Source organism: Streptomyces sp. AF1A, assembly GCF_047340315.1.
Lineage (GTDB): Bacteria > Actinomycetota > Actinomycetes > Streptomycetales > Streptomycetaceae > Streptomyces.
Genome location: NZ_JBLEBI010000167.1, coordinates 1 through 15,220, shown reverse-complemented (window position 1 = coordinate 15,220; position 15,220 = coordinate 1). Strand labels below are relative to the sequence as shown.

Sequence of the window (15,220 nt, the reverse complement as noted above, 5' to 3'; positions counted from 1 at the left end):
GGTGGGGTACACGCCCTGCGGGGCCTTCACGGAGCACAGCTCGACGACGTGCGAGACGATCTCGACGCCCGTCGTCTCCTTCAGGTACGACCGCGCCACCGCGCCGAGCGCCACCCGGGCCGCGGTCTCGCGCGCCGAGGCGCGCTCCAGGATCGGACGGGCCTCGTCGAAGCCGTACTTCTGCATGCCCGCCAGGTCGGCGTGGCCGGGGCGCGGCCGGGTCAGCGGCGCGTTCCGGGCGAGCCCGGCGAGGATCTGCGGGTCGACCGGGTCGGCGGCCATGACCTGCTCCCACTTCGGCCACTCGGTGTTGCCCACCATGATCGCGACCGGGGAGCCGAGGGTGAGTCCGTGCCGGACGCCGCCCAGGAAGGTGACCTCGTCGCGCTCGAACTTCATCCGCGCACCGCGGCCATAGCCGAGCCGCCGCCGCGCGAGGTGGTCCGCCACCATCTGGGTGGTGATCGGCACGCCGGCGGGAAGCCCCTCCAGCGTCGCGACAAGTGCGGGACCGTGGGACTCCCCAGCGGTCAGCCAACGCAGCCTGCTCAACGGTGCTCCTCCGTGCTCGCGTCCGGTACTGCCCGGCGTACGCGCGTCCTCGCGTACGGCGACGGCGCGACCGGATGCGCGACACCGGCCCGCCCACCTCCGATCCTCCCACGTCCGGGGCGGCTCCCCGGCCTCCGGTCCAGCAGGCGGACGTCAGTGCGAACGGTCAGCGGGCGGCGAGCGCCTTCTCCCCGGCGCGGCGCATGGCCTCCAGCGGGGCGGGCGCGCGGTCGGTCATCTGTTCGACCTGGAGGACGGCCTGGTGGACCAGCAGGTCGAGGCCGCTGACGACGGCGCCGCCGAACATGGACCAGCGGGCCGCCAGCTCGGTGGGCCAGGGGTCGTAGAGCACGTCGAAGAGGGTGGCGGGCCGCGCCGGCACGGCGGCGGCGAGGGCGTCCGTGGTGCCGGCGGGCGTGGTGGCGATCACCAGCGGGGCGCGCAGCGCCTCGGCCGCGTCCACCCAGTCGGCCGTCCGCACGTCCACGTCGAGCCGTTCGCCCCACTGCCGCATCTCGGCGGCCCGGGCCTCGCTGCGGACGTAGGCGACGACCTCGCCGCTGCAGATCCGGGCCAGCGCGGCGAGCGCGGAGGAGGCGGTGGCACCGGCGCCGAGGATCGCGGCGGAGCGGACCTGTTCGATGCCGTGTTCGCGCAGCGCGGCCACCATGCCCGGGATGTCGGTGTTGTCCCCGAGTCGGCGTCCGTCCTCGGTGAAGACGACCGTGTTGACGGCGTCCACGGAGGCGGCCGTCGGGCTGATCTCGTCCAGCAGCGGGATGACCGCCCGCTTCAGCGGCATGGTCAGCGACAGCCCCGCCCACTGTGGCCCGAGCCCGTCGAGGAAGCCGGGCAGGCCGGCCTCGTCGACCTCGAAGCGGTCGTACGACCAGTCGGACAGCCCGAGTTCGTCGTACGCGGCCCGGTGCAGCACCGGGGAGAGGGAGTGGGCGATGGGCTTGCCGAGCACGGCGGCCCGGCGGGCGTCAGTTGCCCGAGGAGGCATTGAACTTTTCCTTGAGCTGCTTGAATTCCTCGTACGACTTGGCGAATTCGGTGTTCGTCGTACCGTCGGTCGCCACGAAATAGATCCAGCCGTCGTGGGTCGGATTCAGTGCCGCCTTGATCGCGTCGTCGCCGGGGTTGCCGATCGGACCGGGCGGAAGGCCCTTGTGGGTGTAGGTGTTGTACGGGTTCTGGTCGCTGTTGATCTCCTTCTCGGAGATGTGGATGTTGCTCGTGCCCTTGAGATAGTTGTACGTCGAGTCGAACTGCAGCAGCTGGTTCGTCTCGGTGTTCGTGGGCTTGAGGCGGTTGTAGACCACCTCCGCCATCTTGCGGTAGTCGTCGGGCGTCTTGCCCTCGGCCTGGACCAGGCTGGCGACCGTGACGAGCTGGAAGGCGTTCTTCAGGCCCAGTGCCTTCGCCTTGGTGTCGAGGCCGTAGGCGGCGTACTTCAGCTTGGCCTGGGTCACCATCTGCTTGAGGATCGCGTCCGGCTTCATGCCCTTGGCGGCCGGATAGGTGCCCGGGAAGAGGAAGCCCTCCAGCGGGTCCTTGATCGCCGTGCTGTTCTGCACCCAGGACGGCAGGCCCAGCTTGCGGTACTCCTTCTGGGCGAGTTTCCGGGTGCTGCCTGCGGACAGTTCGAGCTTCTTGTCGATGTCCGTGTAGACCTTCGCATTGCGCTCGCCCGGGGTCACGATCACGTTGTTCTGGCTCTTCGGGTCGAGCATCATGCGGACGGCGCTGGCGGCGGACATCTCCTTCCGCAGGAGATAGGCGCCGGCCTGGATCGAGTCGCCGCCCGGTGTCGTGCCCTGCGCGTGCACGAACGCCTCGGCGCTCTTGACGACCCCGGCCGCCTCCAGGCGCCGGCCGATCTCCCAGCCGCCGGCCCCCTTCGGGATCTCGACGGTCACCACCTCTTTGCTGCCGTTGCCGGCGTAGTCCGGGGCCGGGGCGAAACGGTTTTGGTAGAACTTGTAGCCGTAGTACCCGACTCCCGCGAGGCCGCCGCCGAAGACCAGGACGACGACCATGCAGGCGCAGCCGGTGCGGCGTTTCTTGTCCTTGACGGGTTTCCTGCCCTTGCCGCCGCGCCGGTCCCGGCGGCCCTGGAGCTCGTGCTCCTCGTCGTCGCCGCCCCCTCCCGCGAAGAAGGCGTGCTCTTCCTCCTCGGCCGCGGCCTCCGGCTCGGGCTCGGGGCGCCTGCGGCCGGGCGGCACCGGCGGCGGATAGGCGTCCTCGGTGCCGTAGAAGTCGGGCTGCTCCCCGCCGTACGCCATGGGCTGCTGGCCGTACGGGTCGCCCGGGTCGGGGGCGTACGGCACATGGCCGTGGGTGCCCGCCGCGTCCCAGACGCCCTGGTGGAACTGCTGCTGGGCGTGGCCGGCGTACTGCTGGTCGTACTGAAGGTGGCTCTGGTCGTCGTAGTACTGGTACTGCTGGCCGTTGTACCCGGGCTGCTGCTGGGTCCACTCGCCGTACTGCGGCTGCTGCGGGTAGTGCTGCTGCGGCTGGCCGCCGTAGGCAGGCTGATGGCCGGTGTGGGCCTGCTGCCCTTCCCATCCGCCGTCCCCGTACAACGGGTCCTCGGGATGCCACGGTTCGGAGCCTGGGCCCCGGCCATACTCAGTCATCGATCCCCTAGAGCCGCGAGGCGGAGGGTCACGCGGCCCGGGGCCGGCTTCCGTTCCGCCTCTTGCTGTGCGTCGGCTGTTCGAACACCGGCGCATCGCGCGGAACGTTACCGTATCGCGATCAGATGACCACTTCGACGCCCTCGCCGGGTGGTTTACCTGACACCCGTTCGGATTCCAGGGCCTGCTGCAGGATGATGACGGCGGCCGCCTGGTCGATGACCGCGCGGCCCCTCTTGGCGTTCACACCCGAGGCGCGCAGCCCCTGACCGGCCGTCACGGTCGTCATGCGCTCGTCCAGCAGGCGTACCGGCACCGGCTCGATGCCCTTGGCCAGCTCCTGTGCGAAGGCGCGGACCTTGACGGCGGCCGGGCCCTCGCCCCCCTTGAGGGAGCGAGGGAGACCGACGACGACCTCGATCGGTTCGTACTCCTCCACCAGAGCGCGCAGCCGGCGGTGGGCGGCGGGGATGTCCCGGCCGGGGACGGTCTCCACCGGGGTGGCGAGGATGCCGTCGGGGTCGCACGAGGCGACCCCGATCCGGGCGTCCCCGACGTCGATCGCGAGCCGACGTCCTCTGCGCATTTCCGACCGTTTCCTTACCTGGATGTCACTCGGGCGGTCACTTGGCCGTCTCGGCGACGAGCCGCTCGACGGCCTCGACGGCCTCGCCGACGGCGGCCGGGTTCTGGCCGCCGCCCTGGGCGACGTCGGGCTTGCCGCCACCGCCGCCGCCGAGCGTCTTGGCGGCGGCGCGGACCAGGTCGCCGGCCTTGAGACCGCGCTCGCGGGCGGCCTCGTTGGTGGCGATGACGGTCAGCGGCTTGCCGTTGGTGACCGTGAACAGGGCCACCACGGCGGCCCGGCCGCCCTGGATGCGGCCGCGCACGTCGAGGACCAGCTTGCGCAGGTCGTCCGGGGTCGTCCCGTCCGGCACCCGGCCGGTCACGACGGCGACGCCGCGGACGTCCTTGGCGGACTCGGCGAGACCGGCGGCGGCCTGCAGCACCTTCTCGGCGCGGAACTTCTCGATCTCCTTCTCGGCGTCCTTCAGCTTGCCGAGCATCGAGGAGACCTTCTCCGGAAGTTCCTCCGGGCGGCCCTTCAGCAGCTCGGTCAGCTGGTTGACGACCGTGTGCTCCCGGGCGAGGAAGCTGTAGGCGTCCACGCCGACCAGGGCCTCGATGCGGCGGACACCGGAGCCGATGGAGGACTCGCCGAGCAGCTTGACCAGACCCAGCTGGGCGGTGTTGTGCACGTGCGTGCCGCCGCACAGCTCCTTGGAGAAGTCCCCGATGGTCACCACGCGGACCCGCTCGCCGTACTTCTCGCCGAACTCGGCGATGGCGCCCTGCTTCTTGGCCTCGTCGATGCCCATGATCTCGGCGTGCACGTCGAGATCGCGGGCGAGCACCTCGTTGATCTTCTGCTCGACGTCGGTCATCACGGCCGTCGGAACGGCGGACGGCGAGCCGAAGTCGAAGCGGAAGCGGCCGGGCTGGTTCTCGGAACCGGCCTGGGCGGCCGTCGGGCCGAGCGCGTCGCGCAGGGCCTGGTGGGTCAGGTGGGTGGCCGAGTGGGCGCGGGCGATGGCCTTGCGGCGGCGGGCGTCGATCGAGGCGTGGGCCTTGGCGCCGACGGTGACCTCGCCGACCTGGACGACGCCCTTGTGGACGTAGACGCCCGGGACCGGCTTCTGGCAGTCGCGGATCTCGATGACGGCACCGGAGTCGACCTTGATCCGGCCGGTGTCGCCGATCTGGCCACCGCCCTCGGCGTAGAACGGGGTGCGGTCGAGGACGACCTCCACCTCGTCGCCCTCGGTGGCGGCCGGGGAGGACACGCCGTCGACGAGCAGGCCGACGATGGTCGACTCGCCCTCGGTGTCGGTGTAGCCGATGAAGTCGGTCTCGCCGGCGGTGTCGGCGATCTCGCGGTAGGCGCCCATGTCGGCGTGCCCGGTCTTCTTGGCCTGGGCGTCGGCCTTGGCGCGCTCCCGCTGCTCCTTCATCAGGCGGCGGAAGCCCTCCTCGTCCACGGACAGCCCCTGCTCGGCGGCCATCTCCAGGGTGAGGTCGATCGGGAAGCCCCAGGTGTCGTGGAGCAGGAAGGCCTTGTCGCCGGAGAGGACGGTGCCGCCGGCCTGCTTGGTCTCGGTGACGGCGGCGTCGAGGATGTTGGTGCCGGCCTTCAGCGTCTTGAGGAAGGCGTTCTCCTCGGCGACGGCGACCTTCTCGATGCGCTCGCGGTCGGTGATCAGCTCGGGGTACTGCTGGCCCATCATGCGAATGACGGTGTCGATCAGGTCCTTGACGACCGGGCCGGTGGCGCCGAGCAGGCGCATGTTGCGGATGGCGCGGCGCATGATGCGGCGCAGCACGTAGCCGCGGCCCTCGTTGCCGGGGGTGACGCCGTCGCCGATGAGCATCGTGGCGGTGCGCATGTGGTCGGTCACCACGCGCAGCGACACGTCCGAGTCGTGGGCGTCGCCGTAGCGGACGCCGGTCAGCTCGGTGGCCTTGTCGATGACGGCCATGGAGGTGTCGATCTCGTACATGTTCTGCACGCCCTGCAGAATCATGGCGAGCCGCTCCATGCCGAGGCCCGTGTCGATGTTCTTGCTCGGCAGGTCCCCGAGGATCTCGAAGTTGTCCTTGCCGGTGCCCTCGCCGCGCTCGTACTGCATGAAGACGAGGTTCCAGATCTCCACGTACCGCTCGTCGTTGACGGCGGGGCCGCCCTCGACGCCGAACTCGGGGCCGCGGTCGTAGTTGATCTCGGAGCAGGGTCCGCACGGGCCGGGCACGCCCATGGACCAGAAGTTGTCCTTCATGCCGAGTCGCTGGATGCGCTCGGCCGGGACGCCCACGACGTCCCGCCAGATCTGCTCGGCCTCGTCGTCGTCCTGGTAGACGGTGATCCAGAGCTTCTCCGGCTCCAGGCCGTAACCGCCCTTGTCCTGGGGGGTGGTGAGCAGCTCCCAGGCGAGCTTGATGGCGCCTTCCTTGAAGTAGTCGCCGAAGGAGAAGTTGCCGCACATCTGGAAGAACGTGCCGTGCCGCGTGGTCTTGCCGACCTCTTCGATGTCGGGCGTGCGCACGCACTTCTGCACGCTGGTGGCGCGCGGGAACGACGGCTTGACCTCGCCCAGGAAGTAGGGCTTGAAGGGCACCATGCCGGCGGGGACGAGGAGCAGAGTCGGGTCGTCCGCGATGAGCGACGCCGAAGGGACGACGGTGTGCCCGCGCTCCTCGAAGAAGCTCAGCCAGCGGCGGCGGATCTCGGCCGACTCCATCAGTGGTCCTCATTCCGGTTGTACGAGTACGTCGGGTTTCCGAGGTACTTCGGGTTGCTGCGGTTGTTCTCGAGGGCGGCGTACCGCCTCGGTGCGGGAAGTTCGGGGCTCTCCTGGATGCCGAGGGCCTCCTCCAGCTCGGCCTCCCGCTGGGCCATGTTGTCGCGGACGTCGAGCGCGAAGCCCACCGCGCGGTCCTTCAGCCGCTGGCCGGTCTCCAGGGCCTTGTTGGCCGCGGTCGCGGCGAGGCTCTCCGGGGTCAGCTGCCTCAGCTTGCGGTTGACCTTGGTGGTGGCCCACACGCCGGCGGCGACGCCCGTGGTGAACCAGAACGTACGGCGGAACATCGCTCGGTCTCAGTCCTTACTTCCGCTTGCGTCGTGCGGCGGGGACCGTGCGGCCCACGATCACCGTACGCCGGGGCGACTTGGCGGGCACGTCCTCCTTGCGGCCGCCCAGCGCCCGGCGTACGCCGTAGCCGAAGGCCGCGACCTTGACCAGCGGGCCGCCGAAGGTGGAGGCGACGGTGGTCGACAGCGCGGAGGCGTTCGACGTGACCTCCTGGACGTCGGAGGCGATCGCGTCGACCCGGTCGATCTGGGTCTGCGCGGAGCGCACCGCCTGCGAGGCGTCGGCGAGCAGCGGGACGGCCTGGTCCGTCACGTCCGCCACGAGCTTGGTGGTCGCCTTGAGCGTCTGGGCCAGCCTCGCCAGTGCGACGGCGAGGAAGGAGACCAGGATCGCCCAGAAGACGGCCACCAGAATCCCGGCCACCTCGCCACCGGACACTGTGCGCACCCGCTCCCTGAAACGTGCCTGAGCATCGAAAAAGTCGTGTCTTGAGCCTATCGCGCCGGGGCGGAGGCTCCGTACCGGATTAGCGGCGCGGTCGGTGGAGTTGCGGGAAGCGATTGTACGCAACGAACACGGTTCAGTACGCTCCGTGTCCCATGCGAGGTCCTCAGCGCCATGGCCCCCTCTCCGACGGCGAACGGCCCCTTGAGCTGACCAGCTTCGTCGGGCGCTCGGCCGAACTGGCCGAACTCGCCGGGGCGCTGCGGCGAGGCCGCCTGGTGACGGTGACCGGGGTCGGCGGGGTGGGCAAGTCCCGGCTGGCCGCACGGTTCGCCCCGGGCTGGGAGGGCGGTCACGGGCGGGCGGATCTGGCGCCGGTGCGCGACCCGCAGTTCGTGGAGTACGCGGTGATGGAGGCGCTGGGGCTGACCGACCACACCGCCCGCACTCCTCGCGAGATGCTGCTGGAGCAGCTGGCCGGCTGCCGGGTCCTGCTGGTGCTGGACGGGTTCGAGCACCTGGTCGAGGCCGCGGCGGGGCTGATGGCGGATCTGCTGCGGAGGCTGCCCGAACTGCGGGTGCTGGCCGTGGGCCGGCGCCCGCTGGGGCTGGCCGGCGAGCGGCTGCTCCCGCTGGCCCCGCTCGGTGCGGACGAGGCGGTCGAACTGTTCACGGACCGGGCCGCAGAGCAGGGGCTCCAGGTGTCCGACACCCCTCAGGTACGGGAGCTGTGCCACCGCCTCGAAGGCATCCCGCTGGCGCTGGAGCTGGCGGCGGGCCGGCTGCGGGCGCTGTCCCCCGCGCAGTTGCTGCGGCGGCTGGACGACCGGTTCCGGCTGCTGACCGGCGGTGGCAGGGACGTACCGCCCCGGCACCGGACGCTGCGCACAGCGATCGGCTGGAGTCATGAGCTGTGCACGCCTGCGGAGCGGCTGCTGTGGGCGCGTCTGTCGGTGTTCGCCCGGACCTTCGAGCTGGAGGCGGCCGAGTACGTGTGCAGCGGGGACGGACTGCCCGCCGAGGAGGTCCTGGACGTGCTGTCGTCCCTGCTCGCCCAGTCCCTCGTGGCGCGCGAGGAGACCGCCGCGGGTCCCCGCTACCGGATGCTGGACACGGTGCGGGCCTACGGCGCGCACTGGCTGGAGGCGACCGGGGACGCGGCCCGGCTGCGCAGGCGGCACCGGGACTGGTATCTGGGCCTGGCCACCTTGTGCGAGCTGGACTGGTTCTCGCCCCGTCAGTCGGAGGTGGCCGCGCGCACCGAGGCCGAGCTGCCGAATCTGCGGGCCGCGCTGGAGTTCTGCCTGACCGAGCCGGACGAGGCGCACCTGGGCCAGTACCTGGCCGGCTCGCTGTGGTTCTGCTGGGTGGGCTGCGGCCGGCTCGCGGAGGGGCGGCGCTGGCTGGAGCGGAGCCTGGGGCTGGAGTCGGGGTACGCGCGGTCGCGGCTGAAGGCGCTGTGGGTGCTCGGCCATGTGGCGATCGTCCAGGGCGACGCCGTGCCGGCGCTGGCGGCGCTGCGGGAGTGCCGGGAGCGGGCGGAGCGGGCGGGCGATGCCGCGGCGCTGGCCTACGCGGAGCACCGCACCGGCTGCCTGGCCCTGGTCACGGACGACATGGCCGGTGCGGAGGCGCTGCTCCGCTCGGCGTTGGACCGCTACCGGCGGATCGGCGAGCTCAACAGCAACGTCCTGTTGGGCCAGGTGGAGCTGGCCATGGCGCGGGCCTTCCAGGGGGACCTGCCGGAGGCGGTGCGGCTGTGCGAGAACGTGCGCCGGGTGTGCGAGGACCACGGCGAGCGCTGGACCCGGTCGTACGCGCTGTACGTGCTGGCGTACGCGGCCTGGCGGGACGGCGCCCCGGACCGGGCGCGGGAGCTGCTCGCGGACTGCCTGGGCAACGCGCACGCCTTCCACGACCTGCTCGGCTCGGTCCTCGCGCTGGAGCTGCTGGCGCTGGTCACGGTGGACCGGGGCGAGGCGGCGGAGGCGGCGGTGCTCCAGGGCGCGGCGGCCCGGCTGTGGCCGTCGGTGGGGCTGCCGCTGTTCGGCTCGGCGTACTACAACGCCCCGCACGAGCAGTGCGAGACGGCCGCGCGGCAGGCACTCGGCGACGCGCGGTACGAGGAGTGCGTACGGCTCGGGGCGCGGCTGGACCGGGACGCGGCCGTGGCCCGGGCGCTGCGGCACGACGGGGTACGGCCGCTGCGCGCGCTGCCGGCTCCGCGCGCGGCGGTGCGCATCCGCCCCGGACAGCGCGAACCCGCCGCCCCGCCCACCCGGAAGGGCGGGGAGACGGCGGGCTGAGGAACTGCGCCGGGGCTGGGGTCAGCGGGCGTAGTACTCGACGACGAGCTGCTCGTCGCAGATGACCGGAACTTCCTTGCGGTTCGGCTCGCGGTCGAGGCGGAACGCCAGGGCCTTGAGGTTCACCTGCAGGTAGCGCGGGGTCTCGCCCTCGGGGGCGAAGCCGCCCTCACGGGCGATCTGGAAGAGCGTCTTGTCCTTGGAGCGGTCGCGGACCTGCACGACGTCGTCCGGGCGGACACGGAAGGACGGCTTGTCGACCTTCTGGCCGTTGACCTGGATGTGGCCGTGGACGACCATCTGGCGGGCCTGGTAGATCGTGCGGGCGATGCCCGAGCGCAGGACCAGCGCGTCGAGGCGGCGCTCCAGCTCGACGATCAGGGCCTCACCGGTCTTGCCCTGGACCTTGGACGCACGCTCGTAGGCGCGGACCAGCTGGCGCTCGGAGATGTCGTACTGAGCGCGCAGGCGCTGCTTCTCCAGCAGACGGACCTTGTAGTCCGAGTTCTGCTTGCGGCCGCGGCCGTGCTCACCCGGCGGGTAGGGGCGGGCCTCGAAGTACTTGACGGCCTTCGGGGTCAGCGCGATGCCGAGGGCACGCGACTTCTTGACCTTGGGGCGGGACTGGTTCGCCACTGTCTCTGTCTCATTTCGTAGTGTTCGGCTCGTCAGGGTTAGGGAGGTCGCATCCGCAGCCGGGAAAACCCGCCGGGTCCGCTCGGGACCTGCCGGGCAGCCGCTTCCCTGGTCTGGGCACATACGTGCAGCACGCGAGTGGCCCACCGACCGTCCCGGAACCTCGGGTGGTGGTGGGCTGCCCGCGACACCGTTCGACGGTGCGCGACGCTCCTGGAGCCGGTCCGCGGGGGACCGGATCTCCGGCCGGGTGTCCCGCTCTGACAGCACGGGACTCGGCGCTTCGCAGCAGTCTACAGGCCGCTCAGGACCGCTTGCGACCGAGGTGTTTCCTGGTCCACTCCACCGCGTCGGCGTACCGGGCCTCCGCGCCGTGCCGGCTCGGCGCGTAGTACTCGCGGTCCTTCAGCGCGTCCGGCGCGTACTGCTGCTGGGCGATGCCCTCGGGCAGGTCGTGCGGGTACACGTACCCCTGCGCGTGGCCGAGCTTGGCGGCGCCCTTGTAGTGCCCGTCGCGCAGGTGCGGGGGGACGGGGCCGGCCAGGCCCTTGCGCACGTCCTCCATCGCGGCGCCGATCGCGGTCGTCGCGGAGTTGGACTTGGGGGCGAGGGCGAGGGCGATCGTGGCGTGGCTGAGGGTCAGCGCGGCCTCGGGAAAGCCGATCATGGCGACGGCCTGGGCGGCGGCGACCGCGATGGGCAGCGCGCCCGGATCGGCGAGGCCGATGTCCTCGCTGGCGGAGATCATCAGGCGGCGGGCGATGAACCGGGGGTCCTCGCCCGCCTCGATCATGCGGGCCAGATAGTGCAGGGCGGCGTCTACGTCGGAGCCGCGGATGGACTTGATGAGCGCGCTGGCGACGTCGTAGTGCTGGTCGCCGTCGCGGTCGTACTTCACCGCGGCCCGGTCCACGGTCTGCTCCAGCGTCTGCAGGCGGATCTCGCTCTCGCCCTGGTCGAGGGCGGCTCCGGCGGCGGCCTCCAGGGCGGTCAGGGCGCGGCGGGCATCGCCGCCGGCGATGCGCAGGAGGTGCTCCTCGGTGTCCTCGGGGAGGGTCACCGCGTCCTTCAGGCCGCGCTCGTCGCTCAGGGCGCGCTTCAGCAGGCCCCGGATGTCGTCGTCGGTGAGGGGTTCGAGGGTGAGCAGGAGGGAGCGGGACAGGAGCGGGGAGATCACCGAGAAGTACGGGTTCTCCGTGGTCGCCGCGATCAGCGTCACCCAGCGGTTCTCCACGGCGGGCAGCAGGGAGTCCTGCTGGGCCTTGCTGAAGCGGTGGATCTCGTCCAGGAAGAGGACGGTCTCCTTGCCGAAGCCGCCGGTGGCGCGCCGCGCGCCGTCGATGACCGCGCGGACCTCCTTGACGCCCGCCGTGATCGCGGACAGCTCCACGAACCGCTTGTTCGTGGCCTTGGAGACGACGTAGGCGAGGGTGGTCTTGCCGGTGCCGGGCGGGCCCCACAGGATCACCGAGGACGGACCCGCCGGGCCGCCGGAGCCCTCCCCCACCAGCCGGCGCAGGGGCGAGCCGGGCTTCAGCAGGTGCTGCTGGCCCACGACCTCGTCGAGCGTGCGCGGGCGCATGCGCACGGCCAGGGGGCTCGCTGCCGGGTCCTTCTCCTGGCGTTCTTCTGCTGCGGCGGTGAAGAGGTCGGGTTCCACGCTGAAACCCTAAGACACCGCACCGACAACGCCCCGTGCCCCCGGGTCAGGCCCAGAGCTGGCTGCCCCAGCGGGTCAGGATCAGCATGGCGATGACGCCGCAGTGGGTGACCGGCAGCACCCAGGTGAACTCGCCGAGGAAGGACTTCAGCCACCGCGGGGCCGGCAGGAAGTCGTTGCGGACGTTGAACGAGGTCACGTACCAGAACATGGTGATCGTGGCGACCCAGGCCAGCGAGCACCACAGGCACAGCGCGTTGATCCGGTACAGGGACTCGAACTGCAGCCAGGTGACGAAGCAGACGCCGAAGAGTGTGCCGAAATTGAAGGTCAGCCAGTACCAGCGCGGGAAGCGGGCGCGGCCCAGCAGGCTCATGCCGACGCAGATCACGATGCCGTAGCAGACCAGGCCCAGCCAGGGGTTCGGGAAGCCGAAGGCCGCCGCCTGCTTGCTCTCCATGACGCTGCCGCAGGAGACGATCGGGTTGACGCTGCAGCCCGGCGTGAACGTCTTCCCGGCGAGCTTCGCCTCCAGGATCTTGTTCTTGTCGAGCGTGATGACCCAGGCGGCCAGCAGTCCGGCGGCGCCGGTGATCACCAGCAGCAGGGCGAAGGCGCGGCTGCCGCCCACCGTGCGGGGGGCGTCGGCGGCACGCTCGGAACCCGACTCCGTGGAGACGTCGTTGACTGTCGTCTTGCTCATCACGCCGATTCCGTCACTCGAGAGCTGAACCATCTTCGGGCACGGCTCATTGTGCCGCACCGGGGGGTGTGTCCACCGTTCGGTGGACATAAGGAGGTACGCACGGTGGGCACGGAGCGTTCGGTTCCGGCCGAGGATCGGGGCCATGACAGCACACGCGAACGAGCTCGCGGTGGACGTGCGGGGGCTGCGCAAGCAGTACGGGGACGTCACCGCGGTGGACGGTCTGGATCTTCGCATCCGGCACGGTGAGGTGTTCGGCCTGCTCGGGCCCAACGGCGCGGGCAAGAGCACCACGGTGGAGATCCTCCAGGGCAACCGGTCCCGGGACGCGGGCGACGTCTCGGTCCTGGGCGCGGACCCCGCGGCGGGCACGCGCGTGTGGAGGTCCCGTGTGGGAATCGTCTGGCAGGACGAATCGGCGCCCGCCGAGTTGACGGTCCGCGAGACGGTGCGGCACTTCGCCCGCTACTACCCGCGCCCGCGCGACCCGGAGGAGGTCATCCGCCTGGTCGGCCTGGAGGCGAAGGCGAACCAGCGGATCAAGGCGCTCTCCGGCGGCCAGCGGCGGCGCCTGGACGTGGCGCTCGGCGTGATCGGCGACCCCGAGCTGCTGCTCCTGGACGAGCCGACCACGGGCTTCGACCCGGCCGCCCGGCGCCGGTTCTGGGACCTGATCCGGCTGCTCGCCGGCGAGGGCACGACGATCCTGCTCACCACCCACTACCTGGAGGAGGCAGAGGCGCTCGCCGACCGGCTCGCCGTGGTCGCCAGGGGCCGGGTGGTCGCCGAGGGCGGGCCGGCCGAACTGCGCGAGCGGCACGGCAGCGAGGCCACCGTCACCTGGACGGAGGCCGACGGCTCGCCGCGCTCGGAGGTCACCGGCACCCCGACGAGGACCGTCGCGGGACTGCTGAGCCGCTTCGACGGCGAGATACCGGGACTGACCGTGACCCGCCCCACCCTGGAGGACGTCTACCTCCGGCTGACCGGCCAGGAGGCCGCCCGATGACCACGACCGCCGCACGAGCCGCCGCCCGCGCCTCGGCCGGGTCCCCGCCCGGCGCCTGGACGCTCGGCCTGCTGCGGGGCGGGCTGGAGATCAAGCAGTTCTTCCGGCTGCGCGAGCAGGTGGTGTTCACCTTCTCCTTCCCGGTGGTGTTCCTCTTCCTTTTCGCGTCGATCTTCCACGACGCCGTCGCGGGCAGCGGCATCACCGCCTCGCAGCTGTACGTGCCCGCGATGATGGCCTCCGGGATCATGTCGACGAGCTTCCAGTCGCTCGGCATCTCCATCGCCGTCGAGCGGGACGAGAAGGCGCTGCGGCGGCTGCGGGGCACGCCGATGCCGCCCGCGGCGTACTTCCTGGGCAAGATCTGGCTGGTTCTGTTCACCGCCGTCCTGGAGACCGCGATCCTGCTGGCCGTCGGCACGGCCTGCTACGGGGTGCACCTGCCGGCCGACCCGGGCCGCTGGTTCGACTTCGCGTGGATCTTCGTGCTCGGGCTGACCGGATGCGCCCTGCTCGGCATCGCGATCAGCTCCGTGCCCAAGTCGGCGAAGAGCGCCAGCTCCGTCGTCGTGCTGCCGTTCCTGGTGCTCCAGTTCATCTCGGGCGTCTACATCTCGATCGACACCCTTCCCGGCTGGATGCTCGACGTCGGCGCGCTGTTCCCGCTGAAGTGGCTGTGCCAGGGGCTGCGCGGGGTGTTCCTGCCCGATTCGGCCAAGGTGCTGGAGCAGGCGCACAGTTGGGAGTTCGGACGGATCGCGCTGGTGCTCGCCGCCTGGTGCGTAGGAGGATTGGTGCTGTGCTTGCTGACGTTCCGGTGGAAGAACCGGCGCGACGGGTGAGAGTCCGCGACACGGCCCGGCAGGCGCATGCCTGGGACCGGACGATCCGGTACTGGGACGCGTACTTCGCGGTGGCATGGGCGGCCACACTGGCCTTCGTGCTCGACAGCGGCTACCCGGGCCTGCCGGTCCGGGTCGCCGCGGCGGGGCTGCTGGTGCCGCTGGCGCCCTGGTATCTGTGGATCGGCCGGCGGCTGTTGCGGCAGGACCCGCCCGACGAACGGCGCGCCCTGTGCTACCTCGCCGGAGCCGTCGCGCTGTTCCTGCCGGCCGCGGTGCTCGTGGACCAGTCCCGGCTGATGGCGTACGTGCTGATCCCGCAGTGCTTCATGGCGCTGCGCACGCGGTGGGCCCTGGTCGCGGTGACCGTCGTCAACCTGGTGCCGGTCGCCGGCTGGGCGCTGCTGTGGCGGCCGGGATGGCCGGACCTGTTCGCCAACGCCCTGTTCGCCGTGGTGACTCTGCTGTTCTCCCTGGTGATCGGCGGCTGGATCATCCGGATCATCGAGCAGAGCAGGGAGCGGGCGGAGCTGATCGCCGAACTGGACGCCAGCCGGTACGAGATCTCCCGGCTGTCGGCCGCGCACGGCGCCCTCGCCGAGCGCGAGCGGCTGGCCCGGGAGATCCACGACACCCTCGCACAGGGGTTCACCAGTCTGCTGATGCTGACCCAGGCGGTGGACGCGGAGCTCGACTCCGGCCCGGCGCAGGTCCGCCGCCATCTCGCCCTCATGGAGGACACGGCTCGCCGCAACCTGGCCGAGGCCCGGGCCCTG

Annotated in this window: 14 protein-coding genes; 4 read left to right on the top strand and 10 right to left on the bottom strand. The window is 71.3% G+C overall.

What is annotated here, in order from left to right; translation table 11 throughout:
• The 7 genes from ACLU3S_RS30020 to ACLU3S_RS29990 form a co-directional block, all read right to left on the bottom strand.
• Positions 1-552 (bottom strand): chorismate synthase (locus tag ACLU3S_RS30020; protein ID WP_413955116.1); only part of this gene is annotated, 552 nt, incomplete at its 3' end.
• A 166-nt stretch (positions 553-718) separates the two neighbouring features.
• Positions 719-1,558, bottom strand: a complete 840-nt coding sequence (locus tag ACLU3S_RS30015; RefSeq protein ID WP_413955115.1) for a shikimate dehydrogenase — start codon at positions 1,556-1,558, stop codon at positions 719-721.
• Positions 1,539-3,194, bottom strand: a complete 1,656-nt coding sequence (gene mltG, locus ACLU3S_RS30010) for an endolytic transglycosylase MltG (protein ID WP_413955114.1) — start codon at positions 3,192-3,194, stop codon at positions 1,539-1,541. The genes ACLU3S_RS30015 and mltG overlap by 20 nt, the downstream gene beginning before the upstream one ends.
• Before the next feature lie 121 nt (positions 3,195-3,315).
• The gene (ruvX, locus tag ACLU3S_RS30005; RefSeq protein ID WP_413955113.1) at positions 3,316-3,780 is read right to left on the bottom strand and encodes a Holliday junction resolvase RuvX; all 465 of its coding nucleotides are present in this window, start codon (positions 3,778-3,780) and stop codon (positions 3,316-3,318) included.
• Positions 3,781-3,817: 37 nt separating this feature from the next.
• Positions 3,818-6,490, bottom strand: a complete 2,673-nt coding sequence (gene alaS / locus ACLU3S_RS30000; protein WP_413955112.1) for an alanine--tRNA ligase — start codon at positions 6,488-6,490, stop codon at positions 3,818-3,820.
• Positions 6,490-6,837: a hypothetical protein gene (locus tag ACLU3S_RS29995; RefSeq protein WP_413955111.1), complete on the bottom strand. Its 348-nt coding sequence runs from the start codon at positions 6,835-6,837 to the stop codon at positions 6,490-6,492. Before ACLU3S_RS29995 ends, alaS begins: the two co-directional genes overlap by 1 nt.
• Before the next feature lie 16 nt (positions 6,838-6,853).
• A complete protein-coding gene (locus ACLU3S_RS29990; protein WP_356158943.1) occupies positions 6,854-7,288 on the bottom strand; it encodes a DUF948 domain-containing protein in 435 nt (144 codons plus the stop codon).
• Positions 7,289-7,440: 152 nt separating this feature from the next.
• Between ACLU3S_RS29990 and ACLU3S_RS29985 the strand changes: the two genes are divergently transcribed.
• Positions 7,441-9,591 carry an ATP-binding protein gene (locus tag ACLU3S_RS29985; protein ID WP_413955110.1) on the top strand — a complete coding sequence of 717 codons (2,151 nt, stop codon included), beginning with the start codon at positions 7,441-7,443 and terminating at the stop codon, positions 9,589-9,591.
• Positions 9,592-9,612: 21 nt separating this feature from the next.
• Here the strand turns inward: ACLU3S_RS29985 and rpsD are convergent, their stop codons facing one another.
• From rpsD to ACLU3S_RS29970, 3 genes are all read right to left on the bottom strand, one after another.
• Positions 9,613-10,227, bottom strand: coding sequence for a 30S ribosomal protein S4 (rpsD, locus tag ACLU3S_RS29980; RefSeq protein WP_228618885.1), 615 nt, complete (start codon positions 10,225-10,227; stop codon positions 9,613-9,615).
• A 304-nt stretch (positions 10,228-10,531) separates the two neighbouring features.
• Complete coding sequence (locus tag ACLU3S_RS29975) at positions 10,532-11,887, bottom strand: replication-associated recombination protein A (protein WP_413955109.1); 1,356 nt, start codon at positions 11,885-11,887, stop codon at positions 10,532-10,534.
• 46 nt (positions 11,888-11,933) lie between these two features.
• On the bottom strand, positions 11,934-12,590 hold the full coding sequence (locus ACLU3S_RS29970; RefSeq protein WP_413955108.1) for a vitamin K epoxide reductase family protein: 657 nt from the start codon (positions 12,588-12,590) through the stop codon (positions 11,934-11,936).
• A gap of 145 nt (positions 12,591-12,735) precedes the next feature.
• On the opposite strand from ACLU3S_RS29970, the gene ACLU3S_RS29965 reads away from it, so the two are divergent.
• The 3 genes from ACLU3S_RS29965 to ACLU3S_RS29955 form a co-directional block, all read left to right on the top strand.
• Entirely contained in the window at positions 12,736-13,602 is an 867-nt protein-coding gene (locus ACLU3S_RS29965) for an ABC transporter ATP-binding protein (protein ID WP_413955107.1), read from the top strand.
• Entirely contained in the window at positions 13,599-14,444 is an 846-nt protein-coding gene (locus ACLU3S_RS29960; RefSeq protein ID WP_413955106.1) for an ABC transporter permease, read from the top strand. Before ACLU3S_RS29965 ends, ACLU3S_RS29960 begins: the two co-directional genes overlap by 4 nt.
• On the top strand, positions 14,441-15,220 hold a 780-nt coding region (locus ACLU3S_RS29955; protein ID WP_413955105.1), incomplete at its 3' end, for a sensor histidine kinase. The genes ACLU3S_RS29960 and ACLU3S_RS29955, both read left to right, overlap by 4 nt.